Origin of the sequence: Streptomyces albidochromogenes (assembly GCF_005981925.1) — a bacterium.
In the GTDB taxonomy this organism is placed as follows: Bacteria; Actinomycetota; Actinomycetes; order Streptomycetales; family Streptomycetaceae; genus Streptomyces; species Streptomyces albidochromogenes.
Genome location: NZ_VBVX01000040.1, coordinates 1 through 15123 on the forward strand (window position 1 = coordinate 1; position 15123 = coordinate 15123).

At 70.6% G+C, this 15123-nt stretch carries 11 protein-coding genes; 3 read left to right on the top strand and 8 right to left on the bottom strand.

Translation table 11 applies throughout. The annotated features are described in order from the left end of the window. From E2E34_RS08160 to E2E34_RS08170, 3 genes are all read left to right on the top strand, one after another. A partial coding sequence (locus E2E34_RS08160) for a polysaccharide lyase 8 family protein (protein WP_138901249.1) occupies positions 1-2281 on the top strand: 2281 nt, incomplete at its 5' end. Positions 2282-2445: 164 nt separating this feature from the next. Then, a complete protein-coding gene (locus tag E2E34_RS08165; RefSeq protein ID WP_138901250.1) occupies positions 2446-4029 on the top strand; it encodes an acyl-CoA carboxylase subunit beta in 1584 nt (527 codons plus the stop codon). A gap of 25 nt (positions 4030-4054) precedes the next feature. Then, complete coding sequence (locus E2E34_RS08170) at positions 4055-4249, top strand: acyl-CoA carboxylase subunit epsilon (RefSeq protein ID WP_138894013.1); 195 nt, start codon at positions 4055-4057, stop codon at positions 4247-4249. A 91-nt stretch (positions 4250-4340) separates the two neighbouring features. On the opposite strand, the gene E2E34_RS08175 is transcribed toward E2E34_RS08170, so the two are convergent. The 8 genes from E2E34_RS08175 to E2E34_RS08210 form a co-directional block, all read right to left on the bottom strand. Beyond that, entirely contained in the window at positions 4341-4922 is a 582-nt protein-coding gene (locus E2E34_RS08175; protein ID WP_028813754.1) for a GTP-binding protein, read from the bottom strand. Further along, complete coding sequence (locus E2E34_RS08180; RefSeq protein WP_138901251.1) at positions 4903-5457, bottom strand: DUF742 domain-containing protein; 555 nt, start codon at positions 5455-5457, stop codon at positions 4903-4905. Before E2E34_RS08180 ends, E2E34_RS08175 begins: the two co-directional genes overlap by 20 nt. A gap of 92 nt (positions 5458-5549) precedes the next feature. Next, the gene (locus tag E2E34_RS08185; protein WP_037649449.1) at positions 5550-5963 is read right to left on the bottom strand and encodes a roadblock/LC7 domain-containing protein; all 414 of its coding nucleotides are present in this window, start codon (positions 5961-5963) and stop codon (positions 5550-5552) included. 10 nt (positions 5964-5973) lie between these two features. Then, on the bottom strand, positions 5974-9111 hold the full coding sequence (locus tag E2E34_RS08190) for a sensor histidine kinase (protein ID WP_138901252.1): 3138 nt from the start codon (positions 9109-9111) through the stop codon (positions 5974-5976). 351 nt (positions 9112-9462) lie between these two features. Then, positions 9463-10044 (bottom strand): GTP-binding protein, encoded by a 582-nt coding sequence (locus tag E2E34_RS08195; protein WP_138894010.1) that lies wholly within the window; start codon positions 10042-10044, stop codon positions 9463-9465. Further along, positions 10025-10432, bottom strand: a complete 408-nt coding sequence (locus tag E2E34_RS08200; RefSeq protein WP_069926761.1) for a DUF742 domain-containing protein — start codon at positions 10430-10432, stop codon at positions 10025-10027. The genes E2E34_RS08195 and E2E34_RS08200 overlap by 20 nt, the downstream gene beginning before the upstream one ends. Before the next feature lie 108 nt (positions 10433-10540). Continuing rightward, positions 10541-10954, bottom strand: coding sequence for a roadblock/LC7 domain-containing protein (locus E2E34_RS08205; RefSeq protein WP_037649408.1), 414 nt, complete (start codon positions 10952-10954; stop codon positions 10541-10543). A 9-nt stretch (positions 10955-10963) separates the two neighbouring features. Next, complete coding sequence (locus E2E34_RS08210) at positions 10964-14728, bottom strand: sensor histidine kinase (protein ID WP_138901253.1); 3765 nt, start codon at positions 14726-14728, stop codon at positions 10964-10966. Positions 14729-15123: the final 395 nt, after the last annotated feature.

A 15123-nucleotide genomic window follows, 5' to 3' on the forward strand; every position in this document is an offset into this window, starting at 1 on the left:
CGCCCGGACCGGCCCCGCCGCGGACGAGTTCGGCGCGCTGCGCCTGCGCTGGGTCGAGCTCTCCCTCGGCTCGGGGTTCGACCCGGCCGCCGAGCCCTACGCCTCGCGCCTCAAGGAGACCGGCCGCCTCGCCACCGGCTTCCGCGCCACCATGGCCCCGGCCGACACGTCCCTGTGGCCCGGCTACTCCTTCGACCCGCCCGCCGGCATCACCCAGAGCTACAGCCGCCTGTGGACCATGACCCAGGCCTACCTCCAGCCCGGCACGGGCCTCACCGCCGACGCCGGCCTCCTCGCCGACATCCTCCGCGGCCTCGACCACCTCTCCACCCGCGTCTACAACCCCTCCACCACCCGCTACGGAAACTGGTGGGAGTGGCAGATCGGCAGCCCCCGGCTCCTCATGGACATTGCAGCCGCCCTCCACGACCGGCTGACCGACGCCCAGCGCCTGGCCGCCTGCGCCGCCGTCGACCACTTCGTCCCCGACGCCGTGCTGAAGAACTACTCCGGCACCAGCACCGGAGCCAACCGGGTCGACCTCTGCCGCTCCGTCGCGCTGCGCGGTGTCCTCGGCCGCGCCCCGGCCAAGATCGCCCTCGCCCGCGACGCGCTGTCGCCCGTCTTCCCATACGTGACCGAGGGAGACGGCCTGTACGCCGACGGCTCCTTCGTCCAGCACACCTGGGTCGCCTACTCCGGCACGTACGGCCAGGTCATGCTCGACGGGCTGGGCCGCCTCTTCACCCTGCTCGCGGGCTCCACCTGGGCCGTCACCGACCCGAATCGCCAGATCATCCTCGACTCGGTCGAGAACGCGTACGCGCCCCTCATCTACAACGGCCTGATGATGGACAGCGTCAACGGCCGTGCCATCAGCCGCGGTTACCTCAAGAGCGACGACCGCAAGGTCATGCGCAGCGACCACTTCCACGGCCAGGGACTCATCGCCGCCGTCCCGCTGCTCGCGGGCGGCGCGTCCGCGGCCGAGCGGGAGCGCTGGACCGCGATGGTCAAGGGCTGGATCGAGCGCGACCGTACGACGCCCCTGCTCACCGCGCCCCAGTTCGGCGTCGCCGACCTCTCCCGGCTGCACGCCGTCGCCGCCTCGCCCGTCCCCGCCGCCCCCGAGCCGGTCGCGCACAAGCTCTTCGCCTCCATGGACCGGGCCGTGCACCGGCGCCCCGGCTGGGCGGCCGGCATCGCGATGGCCTCGGAGCGGATCTCGTACTACGAGTGCGGCAACGGCGAGAACCCGCGCGGCTGGCACACCGGTGCCGGAATGCTCTACTGGTGGCCGGGGGAGGGCGAGAACGGCCGCAACGACCAGTACACCGACTGGTTCTGGCCCACCGTCGACTTCTACCGGCTGCCCGGCACCACCGTGTCCACCCGGCGGCTCGCCGACCGGGCGGGCGGCGAATGGGGCGCCCCCAAGCCCGCCGTGAAGTGGGTCGGCGGTGCGACCGACGGCGAGTTCGCCGCTGTCGGGCAGCACCTCAAGGGCCTCGGCTCCACCCTCGAAGCCCGCAAGTCGTGGTTCTGTGTAGCCGACGCCGTCGTCTGCCTCGGCGCCGGCATCTCCTCCACCGACGGCGTACCCGCCGAGACGATCGTCGACAACCGCATGCTGGGAGAGGCCGGTACGAACGCCCTCACCGTCGACGACGGCCGCGCCGCCCCCCGCTGGGCCCACCTCGAAGGCCACGGCGGCTGGGTCTTCCCCGGAGCGGCCGGAGCGGACCTGAAGACGCTGCGGGAGGACCGCACGGGTTCCTGGAGCGACATCAACACCACCAGCACCGCCGAACGCCGCACCCGCCGCTACCAGACCCTCTGGCTCGACCACGGCACCGACCCGGTGGACGCCGGCTACGCCTACCTCCTCATGCCCGGCGCCTCCCGGCGCACGGTCGCCGCCCGCGCGGCCGACACCGGCTGGCTGAAGACGCTCGCCAACACCCGCGCCGTCCAGGCGGTGGCGATCCGATCCCTCGGCGTCACGGCCGCCAACTTCTGGCAGCCCGGTACGGTGGAGCGGCTGGCCGTGTCGGCCCCGGCGAGCGTGCTCGTCCGCGCGAAACGCCGCACCGCGACCCTCGCCGTCAGCGAGCCGACGCGCACCGGGCAGCCGCTGGAGGTCACCTGGGCGCACCCTGGCGCCCGCGTCGTCTCGAAGGACCCCTCCGTCGAGGTGCTGTCCACCGGCCGTACCCTGAGGCTTCGCGTCACGCCGGGAACGGCCGGCGCGAGCCACCGCTGTGAGGTGGCTCTCAGCTGACCGCGCCGGACGCGCTTGTCGGACCTCCACAACGGCCGACGGCTCTGAGCTGGTAGTTAGGCTGCACGGCCGGATGGTTCTGTTCGGTGGTGACAGGAGAACGGGCCGGAGACTGTGAAGAGTCGACGGCCTGTTTTTCTTGTACTCCTCCGTAGGGTCGGTACATGACCGTTTTGGACCAGACGCCGAGCGAGCCCACCGACGCCCGTGGCCGGGTGGCCGAACTGCTCGCGCTGCGCGAGCAGGCCCGCCGCGGCCCCAGTGAGCGGGCGACCGAAGCCCAGCACGCCAAGGGCAAGCTGACCGCCCGTGAGCGCATCGAGCTGCTGCTCGACCCGGGTACGTTCAAGGAGGTCGAGCAGCTGCGCCGGCACCGGGCGACCGGGTTCGGCCTGGAGGCCAAGAAGCCGTACACCGACGGTGTCGTCACCGGCTGGGGCACGGTGGAAGGCCGTACGGTCTTCGTCTACGCCCACGACTTCCGCATCTTCGGCGGCGCGCTGGGCGAGGCCCACGCCACCAAGATCCACAAGATCATGGACATGGCCATCTCGGCCGGCGCTCCGCTGGTCTCCCTCAACGACGGCGCCGGCGCCCGTATCCAGGAGGGCGTCTCGGCGCTCGCCGGCTACGGCGGCATCTTCCAGCGCAACACCCGCGCCTCCGGTGTCATCCCGCAGATCTCGGTGATGCTCGGCCCGTGCGCGGGCGGCGCGGCGTACAGCCCCGCCCTCACGGACTTCGTCTTCATGGTCCGCGAGACCTCGCAGATGTTCATCACGGGCCCGGACGTCGTGCGCGCCGTGACCGGCGAGGAGATCACCCAGAACGGCCTCGGCGGCGCCGACGTGCACGCCGAGACCTCGGGCGTCGCGCACTTCGCGTACGACGACGAGGAGACCTGCATCGCCGAGGTCCGCTACCTGATCTCGATGCTGCCGTCCAACAACCGCGAGAACCCGCCCACCGTCGAGTCCGAGGACCCCGAGGACCGTCGCTCCGACGTGCTCCTCGACCTGGTACCGGCCGACGGCAACCGCCCGTACGACATGCGCAAGGTCATCGAGGAGCTCGTCGACGACGGCGACTTCCTGGAGATCCACGAGCGCTGGGCCACCAACATCATCTGCACCCTGGCCCGCCTCGGCGGCCAGGTCGTCGGCATCGTCGCCAACCAGCCGCAGTCGCTGGCCGGTGTCCTCGACATCGAGGCCAGCGAGAAGGCCGCGCGCTTCGTCCAGATGTGCGACGCGTTCAACATCCCGATCGTCACCCTGTTGGACGTCCCCGGGTTCCTGCCGGGCGTCGACCAGGAGCACGGTGGGATCATCCGCCACGGCGCCAAGCTGCTGTACGCCTACTGCAACGCCACCGTGCCCCGGATCTCCCTGATCCTGCGGAAGGCCTACGGAGGTGCGTACATCGTCATGGACTCCCAGTCCATCGGTGCCGACCTCACGTACGCCTGGCCCACCAACGAGATCGCGGTGATGGGCGCCGAGGGCGCGGCCAACGTCATCTTCCGCAAGCAGATCGCCGACGCCGACGACCCCGAGGCCATGCGCGCCCGCATGGTCAAGGAGTACAAGGCCGAGCTCATGCACCCCTACTACGCCGCGGAGCGCGGCCTGGTCGACGACGTGATCGACCCGGCCGAGACGCGCGAGGTGCTGATCGCCTCCCTCGCCATGCTCCGCAGCAAGCACGCCGACCTGCCGTCGCGCAAGCACGGCAACCCCCCGCAGTAATCCTGCGACGAAGAGGAGAACCTCAGTGAACGAGTCTTTGCTGCGCGTCGAGAAGGGCCACGCCGAGCCCGAGGAACTGGCCGCGATCACCGCGGTCCTGATGGCCCGCGCCGCGAACCGCTCCGACGAGGCCCCGGCCCACCACGGCCGCTCCACGGCCGGCTGGCGCCGCCTGGAGCGCACCCCGGGCTTCCGCGCCCCGCACAGCTGGCAGGGCTGAGCCCGACCGCCTTTCCCGGCGCGTACGACGAAGGCCCCCGTCCACTCTCGCGAGTGGCGGGGGCCTTTCTCGTACGCGCGCTGGCGTACGCCTACCGCAGCCGCGCCATCAGGGCGTGCTCGACCAGCGTGATCAGCGCGCTCTTGGCGTCCGCGCGGTGGCGGGCGTCGGTGGTGAGGATCGGGGTGTCGGGGCCGATCTGCAGGGCCTCGCGCACCTCGTCGGGGTTGTACGGCTGGTGGCCGTCGAAGCCGTTGAGGGCGATGACGAACGGCAGCCCGCTGTTCTCGAAGTAGTCGACGGCGGGGAAGCAGTCGGCGAGCCTCCTCGTGTCGACCAGGACGACGGCGCCGATCGCACCGCGCACGAGGTCGTCCCACATGAACCAGAAGCGGTCCTGACCGGGCGTACCGAAGAGGTACAGGATCAGGTCCTGGTCCAGGGTGATGCGGCCGAAGTCCATGGCCACCGTGGTGGTGGTCTTGTCTCCGGTGTGGGTGAGGTCGTCGATGCCCGCCGAAGCGGACGTCATGACGGCCTCGGTGCGCAGCGGGTTGATCTCCGAGACGGCTCCGACGAACGTGGTCTTGCCCACGCCGAAACCGCCCGCCACCACGATCTTCGCGGAGGTTGTGGAGCGGGCTGCTCCGCTGCTAGAGCTTGCGAAGTCCACTGAGCACCCTTTCGAGCAGTGTCACGTCTGGCTGACCGCCGGCGGACTCGTCGCCGCCGGGCTGGTGAATGGCTACAAGTCCGGCCTCGGCCAGGTCGGCGACGAGGATCCGGGCCACCCCGAGGGGGATGGTGAGAAGTGCCGAGATCTCGGCGACCGACTTGATCTCCCGGCACAGATGGCAGATCCGCTGGTGCTCGGGCAGCTGCCCTTGCAGACGTGACGGGTCCGCCGTGGTGCTGACCAGTGCCTCGATGGCGAGCTGGTAGCGCGGCCTGGTGCGGCCGCCGGTCATCGCGTAGGGCCGGACCAGCGGGTTGTGGTTCGCCTGCGAGGCGGCGGGCGCGGGGGCCCGCCGCGACTGCGCCGGCTGGACCCGCTGCTGCGGCTGCCGCTGGTGCGGCTGCTGCTGCTCGTACTGCTGCGGCCGGCTCGGCGCGGAGGGGAAGTTGAACCTGTTGTGCGAGGTGTCACCCTGATTCTGACCCTGGCCGTAAGGCCAGTTGGCCGAAGAACCGTCCGGGGGTGTTGCCACGTTTCCTCCTCCGACTGCCGGGCGCCCGATCGCTGAGGTGCCACGTTCCCGAACATTAAAGCCCGTGGACACCAAAGCGCACTCTTTGTCTGCTAGTTGAGAAGACTTCCTTGCAGCTCGGCGCGCAGGTCCGGAGTGAGGACACTGCCTGCCCTGTCCACCAGGAGAGCCATTTCGTAGCCCACCAGGCCGATGTCGGCCTCCGGGTGGGCGAGTACGGCCAGCGAGGAGCCGTCCGAGATCGACATGAGGAAGAGGAAGCCGCGCTCCATCTCCACCACGGTCTGGTTGACCGCGCCGCCCTCGAAGATCCGGGACGCACCCGCCGTAAGCGAGGTGAGTCCGGAGGCCACCGCTGCCAGCTGGTCGGCGCGGTCCCGGGGGAAGCCCTCGGACATCGCCAGCAGGAGTCCGTCGGCGGAGACCACCACCGTGTGGGACACCCCGGGGGTGTTGTCCACGAAGTTGGTGATCAACCAGTTCAGATTCTGCGCCGCCTGGCTCATCGGGCTCACACTAACGCTCCTGGTTGTAGGTGTTGCCATGGCCACCGTTCTGATCGTAGGTGGCCGCCGTGTTCGTGTCCGTTCCCGCGTTGCGACCCTGCTGGACACCCCGGCGCAGGTTGCTCAACCTGCCCCGGACGTCCTCGGGAGCGCGGGAGACCTGTGGGCCGCCCTGCGGGGTCTGCTCCGCGGTTCCCTCGACCAGGTTGGCCTTGGGTACCCGCCGGGGAAGACCGGAGGAGGTCACTCCGCCCGCCTTGGGCTCACGGAGCTTCTCCGCCCGCTGCCAGCGCTCGTCGTTCGACGAACGCCAGTCGTCGGTGCCGGTGCTGCCCTTCCCGGCCCCGTCCTGCTGCGGCTGCTGGGCGACGACCGGCTGCTGCGTCACGTCCTGCCCGACGGAGTCCCCACCGGGCTGCCAGTGCTGCTGGCCGCCGCGGCGCGGGAGACCGGCGTCGGTCATCTCGTGGCCGGGGGCCGGGGCGGAACCCGGACGGTCGAAGCCTACGCGCTCCCGGTCGTTCTCGGGAGCGCCCGGCGCAGATTCCGCTTCCGACCCGAACTCCGGTTCGTAGGCTCCCTGATAGGAACCCTGATCCGGCCAGTTCCCCTGGTGGGAGGTGGAATCGTACGAGTCTTCGTACGTCGCCTGCGGTGCAGCCTGGTCCTGGTAGTCGGAGTCCGGATACGTCTGGTACGCCGGGTACTCGTCGTACCCGCCCTGGTCGTACGCCGGCTGCTGGGGCTGCTCGTACTGCTGCTGCGGGTCGTCGTACGACGCCTGCGGCGCCTCGTCGCGGAACAGCGGGCGGTCGCCGGTGGCCTGGGCCTCCAGCTGGGCGCGCCGCTCCTCGCGGAGCAGCGAGCGGCCCACCGGGTCCAGCTGCGCCTCGTCGGCCTCGTTGCCGTAGCGCGAGTCGTCGAAGCCCAGCTCGGCCGCGGTGCGCATCGGGGCGCTCTCGTAGACCTGCTGCTCGGGGATGATCGAGGAGACGGTGAAGTCGTCGTGCGGGAGCTGCTCGCCGCCACCACCGTGGGTGATGGCGTCCGGCAGCATGACGAGCGACGTCGTACCGGCCTGCTCGCCCGACGGGCGGAGCTGGACGCGGATGCTGTGGCGGTCCGCGAGGCGGCCGACCACGAACAGGCCCATGCGCTGCGAGACGGCGGCGTCCACGGTCGGCGGGTTCGCCAGCTTGTGGTTGATGTCCGCGAAGTCCTCGGCGGTGAGGCCGATGCCCTTGTCGTGGATCTCGATCATGACGCGGCCGTCGGGCAGCCGGGTCGCGGTGACGCGGACCTTCGTCTGCGGCGAGGAGAACGTGGTGGCGTTCTCCAGGAGCTCGGCGAGCAGGTGCACGAGGTCGGTCACGGCCTGGCCGTGGATCTCCGACTCCGGCACGCCGCTGAGCTCGATGCGCTCGTAGCTCTCCACCTCGGAGGAGGCGGCGCGCAGCACGTCGACGAGCGGGACCGGCTGGTTCCAGCGGCGGCCCGGCTCCTCACCGGCGAGGACGAGGAGGTTCTCACCGTTGCGGCGCATACGGGTCGCCAGGTGGTCCAGCTTGAAGAGGTTCTCCAGCTGGTCCGGGTCGGCCTCGTTGTTCTCCAGATCGGTGATCAGCGTCAGCTGGCCCTCGATCAGGGACTGGTTGCGGCGCGAAAGGTTCGTGAAGATCGCGTTGACGTTGCCCCGGAGCATGGCCTGCTCGGCGGCGAGCCGGACGGCCTCGCGGTGCACCTGGTCGAAGGCGCGGGCGACCTCGCCGATCTCGTCGTGCGACGTGATCGGGATCGGCTCGACACGGGTGTCGACGCGGCCGGGCTCCGTACGGGAGAGCTGGTCGACCAGCATCGGCAGGCGCTGCTCGGCGATGCCGAAGGCGGCGGTCCGCAGCCGGCTCATCGCGCTGCTCATCTGGCGGGCCATGAGACCGGCCAGGATGACCGAGGTCAGCAGAGCGATGACGACGATCAGACCGTTGACGATGGCGTCGGTCTTGGCGTCGGAGGAGATCGTCGCCGCCTCGTCCACCGCCTTGTCGACGAGGCCCTGCTCGATCTCCGTGTAGCCGTCGAACTTGGCCGTGGCGGCGGCCATCCAGACCTCGGATGTGACGCCCTGGGCCTTCAGGCCCGAGGGCTTGCCCTGGCCGATCGCCTCGGCCATGCCGTCGAGGATCGAGCCGCCCTTGCTCGGCGGCGCCTTGAAGGGCACGCCGGCCTGCTGGGCCTGCTGCTTGGCGGCGGCGAGCTTCTTGGCCCCGTCCTCCGCCTTGCCCTTCATGATGCGTTCGAGCTTGTCGGTGTCCGCCTGCGTACCGCCGGAGACGTACTCGCCGAGGGCGATCTGCTCCAGGTAGTTGTACGAGTTGAACGCGACCGTCTGCTTCGCCAGCTTCTCCGGGTCGCCGCTCGGGCGGACCAGGAGGTGCACGCCGATGGAACGCTGGAGCGACGTGGCGGCCTTGGCGAGCTGGACGGCGTAGACCGTACGGCCGTACGAGGTGATGTTGCCGGTGCCCAGACCCAGCTCGTTCGACAGCTCCATCAGGTAGTGATGGATCTGGACGTAGCCCTCTTCGGTCTTCACCGGGTCGAGGGCCTCGCTGTACGCGGCCTTGCGGAGCGCGGCGAGCTTCGGCTCCTCCTTGGCGAAGAGGCCGAGGCGGCGTTCGAGGCCCTGCTTCCCCGGGATGTCCTCGGTGGCCTCCTGGAACTTCTCCGCGGCCTCGTCGGTCGCGGCGTACGCCTCGGCGACCTCGGGGCTCTTGCGCTTGCCGCGCAGGAGGGGGTCGGCGGTCAGGTCGCGCTCGTTGAGCAGCGCCTGTCCGTACTCCGAGGCGGCGCGGACGAGGACCGCGGTCTTCTCGGCGTCCTGCGCCTCGCGCCAGGTGTCGATCGAGCCCTTGACCTGGAAGCCGCCCATGACGAGGCCGACGGCCACGGGTATGAGCAGGATCGCGTTCAGCCTGGTGGGCACGCGCCAGTTGCGCGGCGAGAACTTGCTGCTGCTGCCGCCACTGCCACCGCTGCCCTTGGGCGCGGCGGCCGGCGAGGCCGCGGGCGACGTCGTTGTGCGCGGCGGCGGGGTGAAGTTGCCCCGCGCCTGCTGCTGTGCGGAGCTCGTCTTGCTGCTACGCCTCACTCGACCAACAACCTCTCGGCGCCGGCACCTACGTTGTGCCGTTTTTCTCGTTCAGGGCCGTACTACTCGGGAGTTCGACGAATTCCAGCACGGGGAGCGGCTGCGTTCCAAACAGGGGGAACCCGCCATTCCGAGTGTTGTAAGCCTCAGATAAAACGGTCAAAAAGAGCGAGCCCCGCCAAAAGGCGGGGCCGATGTGAGCACAGCGGCACCGTGCGGTCGCTTGCGGTGGCGGCGGCGGCGCAATTCTCTTTCGAAACGTTATGAACACAGGGGCGGAGAGTGTCAAAGGACACAGTCCGCCCCTGAGGCGTCGCCTGAACGGCTACGACAACTGCCGTATACGAGGGACTACTTGAGACGTGCCATGAGCGCGTGCTCCACAAGCGTGATCAAACCGCTCTTGGCGTCGGCGCGGTGGCGGGCGTCGGTGGTGATGATCGGGGTGCCGGGACCGATCTGCAGGGCCTCGCGCACCTCGTCGGGCGTGTAGGGCTGGTGCCCCTCGAAGCCGTTGAGGGCGATGACGAACGGCAGCCCGCTGTTCTCGAAGTAGTCGACCGCGGGGAAGCAGTCCGCGAGACGGCGGGTGTCGACCAGCACGATGGCGCCGATCGCGCCGCGCACGAGGTCGTCCCACATGAACCAGAAGCGGTCCTGACCGGGCGTACCGAAGAGGTACAGGATCAGGTCCTGGTCCAGCGTGATGCGGCCGAAGTCCATGGCGACGGTCGTCGTCGACTTGCCACCGGTGTGCGTGAGGTCGTCGATGCCCGCCGAAGCGGACGTCATGACGGCCTCGGTGCGCAGCGGGTCGATCTCGGAGACGGCACCCACGAACGTGGTCTTGCCGACGCCGAAGCCGCCCGCCACCACGATCTTCGCCGAGGTGGTGGAGCGGGCCGCTCCGCTGCTAGAGCTTCCGAAGTCCACTGAGCACCCTTTCCAGCAGCGTGACGTCCGGCGTGCCGCCGGCCTCTCCGTTGCCCGGCTGGTGGATCGCCACCATGCCGGCCTCCGCCAGGTCGGCGACGAGGATCCGCGCGACGCCCAGCGGCATCGACAGCAGCGCCGAGACCTCGGCCACCGACTTGACCTCGCGGCACAGGTGGCAGATGCGCTGGTGCTCCGGCAGCAGCGAGGAGAGGTGCGCCGGGTCGGCGGTGGTGCTGACCAGCGCCTCGATGGCGAGCTGGTAGCGCGGCCGGGTCCGGCCGCCGGTCATCGCGTACGGACGTACCAGCGGCTGGTCGCCTTCGTGATCGTACGACGCGTCGAGGCGCGCTCCGTACGGATCATGAGAGGCGGGGGGCGGGGTCATGGATCGATCCTCCGGGCATGACGACAGGGGATGGGCCTGCCGTCTGACGGGGCCGGGGTGGGGGGCTGGGCCTTGGGTCTGTTCTCGGCAATACCTGGGGTGCGCTGCCTAGTGGAGAAGGCTCCCCTGGAGCTCCGCGCGGAGGTCCGGGGTCAGAACGCTGCCGGCCCGGTCGACCAGCAGCGCCATCTCGTAGCCGACGAGGCCGATGTCGCAGTCGGGGTGAGCGAGTACGGCCAGGGAGGAGCCGTCGGAAACGGACATGAGGAAGAGGAAACCGCGTTCCATCTCGACGACGGTCTGGGTCACAGCCCCGCCCTCGAAGATCCGGGAGGCCCCCGCGGTCAGCGAGGTCAGACCGGAGGCCACGGCCGCCAGCTGGTCGGCGCGGTCGCGCGGGAAACCTTCGGACATCGCCAGAAGGAGTCCGTCGGCGGAGACCACCACCGTGTGGGACACCCCTGGGGTGTTGTCCACGAAGTTGGTGATCAACCAGTTCAGATTCTGCGCCGCCTGGCTCATCGGACTCAACTAACGCTCCTGCTGGTGAGTGGGGTCAATGTTGAAACTCCCGGTCGACGAGCCGCTGCCGGCCTGCCGACCCTGCTGGATACCCCGACGAAGATTGGTCAGCCGGCCGCGTACGTCGTCAGGCGCACGCGAGACCTGCGGACCGGTCTGGTGGTTCTGCTGCTGCGCTGTACCCGGCACCAGATTGGCGCGCGGGACGCGACGCGGCAGACCCGAGGTCGTGACACCGCCGGCTGCGGGCTTCTTGACCCGCTCGGCCTGCTTTACGAGTTCGTCGTTCGGCGAGGTGCGCCAGGCGGCGCCGTTGGTGGCGTTCGTACCGTTGGTGGTGCTGCTCGCGGCACCCGTGTCACGCGCCTGGGCGCGCTGCGGCATCGGAGGGGTGGCGGAAGGCGCGGCAGGAGACTGCTGCGCGGACCGCCCGGACTGCTGCTGGTGCTGCTGGGGTGCGGCCGCCTGCTGCTCACCCTGCTGCTGCTGGAACCAGTTCGATTCCAGCGTGTCGAACAGCGGCGTACGACCGTCCCCGGGACCGGGTGCGGGCGGCAGCTCGTGCTGCTGCTGCTGCGGCTGCGGAGGCAGGCTCGCGGCGGGCTGACGCGGCGCGCCGCCGCCGGGGTTGCCGGCGTTGTCGCGGCCGTGCCGGCGCGGGGCCGGTGCGAGGGCCTGGGGACCGGCCTGCTGGTGGCCCTGGTTCTGGCCGCCCTGGTCCTGGCCGGACTGGGGGCGGACCGGACGCCGGCCCTGGCCCTGCGGCTGGACCGGCCCGCCGTACGCACCGGCCGGGTTGGCCTGCTGCGGGGCGTTGAAGTCCGGCCGGGGGAGCTGCGCGGTGGACGCGGGGTCCAGAGGGCCGGGCAGCTCGGGCCGCTGGTACTGGCCGGCCGGGGCGCCGCCCTGCGGAACGCTGCCGTGGGGGGCGTTGTTCTGCGGGGCGTTGCCCGTGGGCCGGGCGAACTGGCCCGCCGACGCGGGGTCCTGCGGACCGCGCCGGCCGGGGCGCTCGTACTGGCCGGTGGACGCGGGGCCCACCGGACCGCGCACGTCGGAACGCTCGAACGCACCGGTGGAGGCGGAAGTGTCCGGCGCGTCGAAGTTCGGGCGCTGGAACTCGGCGGTGGCGCCGGGGCCCTGCCGGGACGCCAGGTCCGCTTCCTCGTGGCCGCGGGGCTGGTCGGCGCCCCAGCTGGCCGCCTGCGGCCGCGCCGGACGGTGCTGGCCCGGGTTGCCGCCGGGCAGCTCGGCGCGGGCGCCGCCCCGGTTCGGCTGCTGCGGCTGCTGCGGCGCACGGCCCTGATCGCCCTGGGCGGGGCCGTTCTTCTGGAAGGCGTTGGGGCGTGCCTCGGGACGCTCACGGTTCCCCGTCTGCCGGGAGCCGCCGAAGGCACCGGCGAGGCCGCCGCCCTGGCCCCCGCTGGGCTGCTGCCCCTGCGCGGGGGCGCCGTCGCGTCCGGGCAGCGCGGCCCGCTGACCGGAGCCCGCGACCTGACCGCGCGCACCGCCGGGACCGGTCGGCAGCCGTCCCGCCGGAGCGGCTTGGCCGGCGACCGCACCCGGACCGGCCGGCATGCGCGCACCGGGGCCGGAGGGCACCTGGGCCTGAGCGGCGGCGCCGGTCTTGGCCGGTGCCTTCTTGCCGCCCTGGGCGACGTCGACGGGCAGCATGACCAGCGCGGTCGTGCCACCGGAGTCGGACGGGCGCAGCTGGATGCGGATGCCGTGACGCAGGGACAGGCGGCCGACCACGAACAGACCCATGCGGCGCGAGACCGAGACGTCCACGGTGGGCGGCGAGGCGAGCCGCTCGTTGATCGCCGCGAGGTCCTCGGGCGAGAGGCCGATGCCCGTGTCGTGGATCTCGACGAGCACCCGCCCGTCGGGCAGCGCGTGACCGGTGACGCGGACCTTGGTCTGCGGGGAGGAGAACGAGGTGGCGTTCTCGAGCAGCTCGGCGAGGAGGTGCACGAGGTCGTTGACGACGCGGCCGGCGACCTCGGTGCCGGGCACCGAGGACAGCTCGATGCGCTCGTACTGCTCCACCTCGGACGCGGCGGCACGCAGCACGTCGACGAGGGGCACGGGCCGCGTCCAGCGCCGCCCGGGCTCCTCACCGGCGAGGACGAGGAGGTTCTCACCGTTACGGCGCATGCGGGTCGCGAGGTGGTCGAGCTTGAACAGCGAGGACAGCTGGTCCGGGTCGGCCTCGCGCGACTCCAGCTCGGAGATGAGCGAGAGCTGGCGCTGGATGAGGCCCTGCGAACGGCGCGAGAGGTTGGTGAACATCGCGTTGACGTTGCCTCGGAGCAGCGCCTGCTCGGCGGCCAGTCGGACCGCCTCGCGGTGCACGTCGTCGAAGGCCGCGGCCACCTGGCCGATCTCGTCGCGCGAGTGGACGCCGACGGACTCCACGGACGTGTCGACGTCCTGCGGGTCGGCCTCGGAGAGCTGCTTGACGAGCTCGGGGAGACGTTCCTGGGCGACCCGGGTCGCGGTGTCCTGGAGGCGGCGCAGCGAGCGGATCATGGAGCGGGCCACGACGAACGCGCCGACCAGCGAGACGCCGAGGACGAGCAGGATCAGGACACCGTTGAGGATGGCGTCCCGCTGCGACTCGTTGCGCAGCTCACGGGCCTTCTGCTCCATCTCGTTGAGGAGCGTGGCCTCGATCCGCTTCATCGCCTGGAGCTTGGTGGTGTCGGCGTCGATCCAGTCCATGTACGAGCGCTCTTGCTCGCTCTTGAGCCGGTCCGGCGTCTGCAGCACACGGTCCGCATACTTGTTGGCGGCCTCGATCGTGGCGTCGTTGCCGCTCTCCAGGGAGGCGGTCAGCTGCTCGTTGTCGCCGACGTAGACCTGGTCGAACTGCTTGAGCGCGGCGGCCTCGCTGTCCTGCGCGGACTTGGCGTAGAGGCGGTCGTTCTCGGTGAGCGTGCCGACCTCGCGGTCGTTCGCCGGCAGGGCGGCGGCGATGATCGCGCGCTGGATGGACGCGTACTCCTTGGCGGAGGAGAACGCCGACAGGGCGCGCGTCCGCTTGATCATCTCCGGGTTGGAGGTGGCCTGCGCCATGTCCTGGGAGAGGCTCAGCAGCGAGGTGATCAGCTGGCTGTAGTTGTTGACCGTCTGCGAGTTGGTCGTCTTCTTCTGGTACGCGCCCTCGCGGATCTGGCGGATCGAGTTCAGGCGCATCGCGATCTGGGTGAGGCTCCCCCGGATGCTCTGCAGGCTCTCGTCACCGTTGGGCTTGACCTGCTGGGTGCCCTCGATGAAGGCGTCCTTGGCCCGGTCGGTCTTCTCGCGGGGGCCCTTGACCTTGAAGTCGGCGGGGCTGGTGCCGTTGGCGAGCGGACCGGCCGACCGGTCGCGCTCCTCCTGGAGCGCGAGGGCGAGCTCGGTCGCCTGCTTGGTCATGTCGGTCAGCAGCTGCATGTGCTCCAGCTGCTCCATGTCGTTCATGGACTCGTTGATACGCAGACCACCCAGCGTGGTCGCCGCGACCACCGGGAGGGCCAGCAGGGAGACCAGACGGGTACTGATGCGCCAGTTGCGCAGGGCTATTCGAGAGCCCGTAGAACTGGGTTCCTTGGCCCTCGGGGCAGCCGCCTGCTCACCGCCGCCCTTGGCCCCGCCGTGCGCGGCTCGATCGCCGCCGCCGGCCGGGGCCAATGCGTGATTTTGGGCGTGCTGGGGTGCGGATCCGCGGTCTGTCCCGCGCGGCTCCTGCTCCGCCGCAGCGCTGCCATCCCTCTTGAAACGTCCCTGCACTAGCGTCGCAACCTCTGGACCAGGCGTTCCTCCGCGCGAACGGCGGAACGGTGTCGAGTCGTGGGGTACCGAGCGGCCCCATGGGTGGTCGTGAGTGACCGGCGCTTCTCCCCTTCCCGCCGCCACTCGGCGCTGCGTTGCGCCCTGCGCGCCGGCTGGAATCTCGCGGCGGTCCGGGGAATTCCAGCACAGTGCAGGATCTCCAACAAGGCCCGCGTGTCGCCGCGCGGGCCCAGTGACGCCGTGTGAGTGACGAGTCACCTGGTGTAGAAACCGTTCGGGCTGAAAAGGGGCAAAGGTGCGCGAGTCGCTTAGGGGTAGGGGGTGTCCCAGTCCTGATGATCAGGAGCGGAATGGTGGCTTCAGTGGCGCAATGTCCGTTTCCCGGGTCGATG

Coding starts and splice junctions, on each gene's coding strand:
- E2E34_RS08200 (WP_069926761.1), bottom strand. CDS start 10,432: ATGACCCCGCCCCCCGCCTCTCATGATCCGTACGGAGCGCGCCTCGAC.
- E2E34_RS08165 (WP_138901250.1), top strand. CDS start 2,446: ATGACCGTTTTGGACCAGACGCCGAGCGAGCCCACCGACGCCCGTGGC.
- E2E34_RS08205 (WP_037649408.1), bottom strand. CDS start 10,954: ATGAGCCAGGCGGCGCAGAATCTGAACTGGTTGATCACCAACTTCGTG.
- E2E34_RS08185 (WP_037649449.1), bottom strand. CDS start 5,963: ATGAGCCAGGCGGCGCAGAATCTGAACTGGTTGATCACCAACTTCGTG.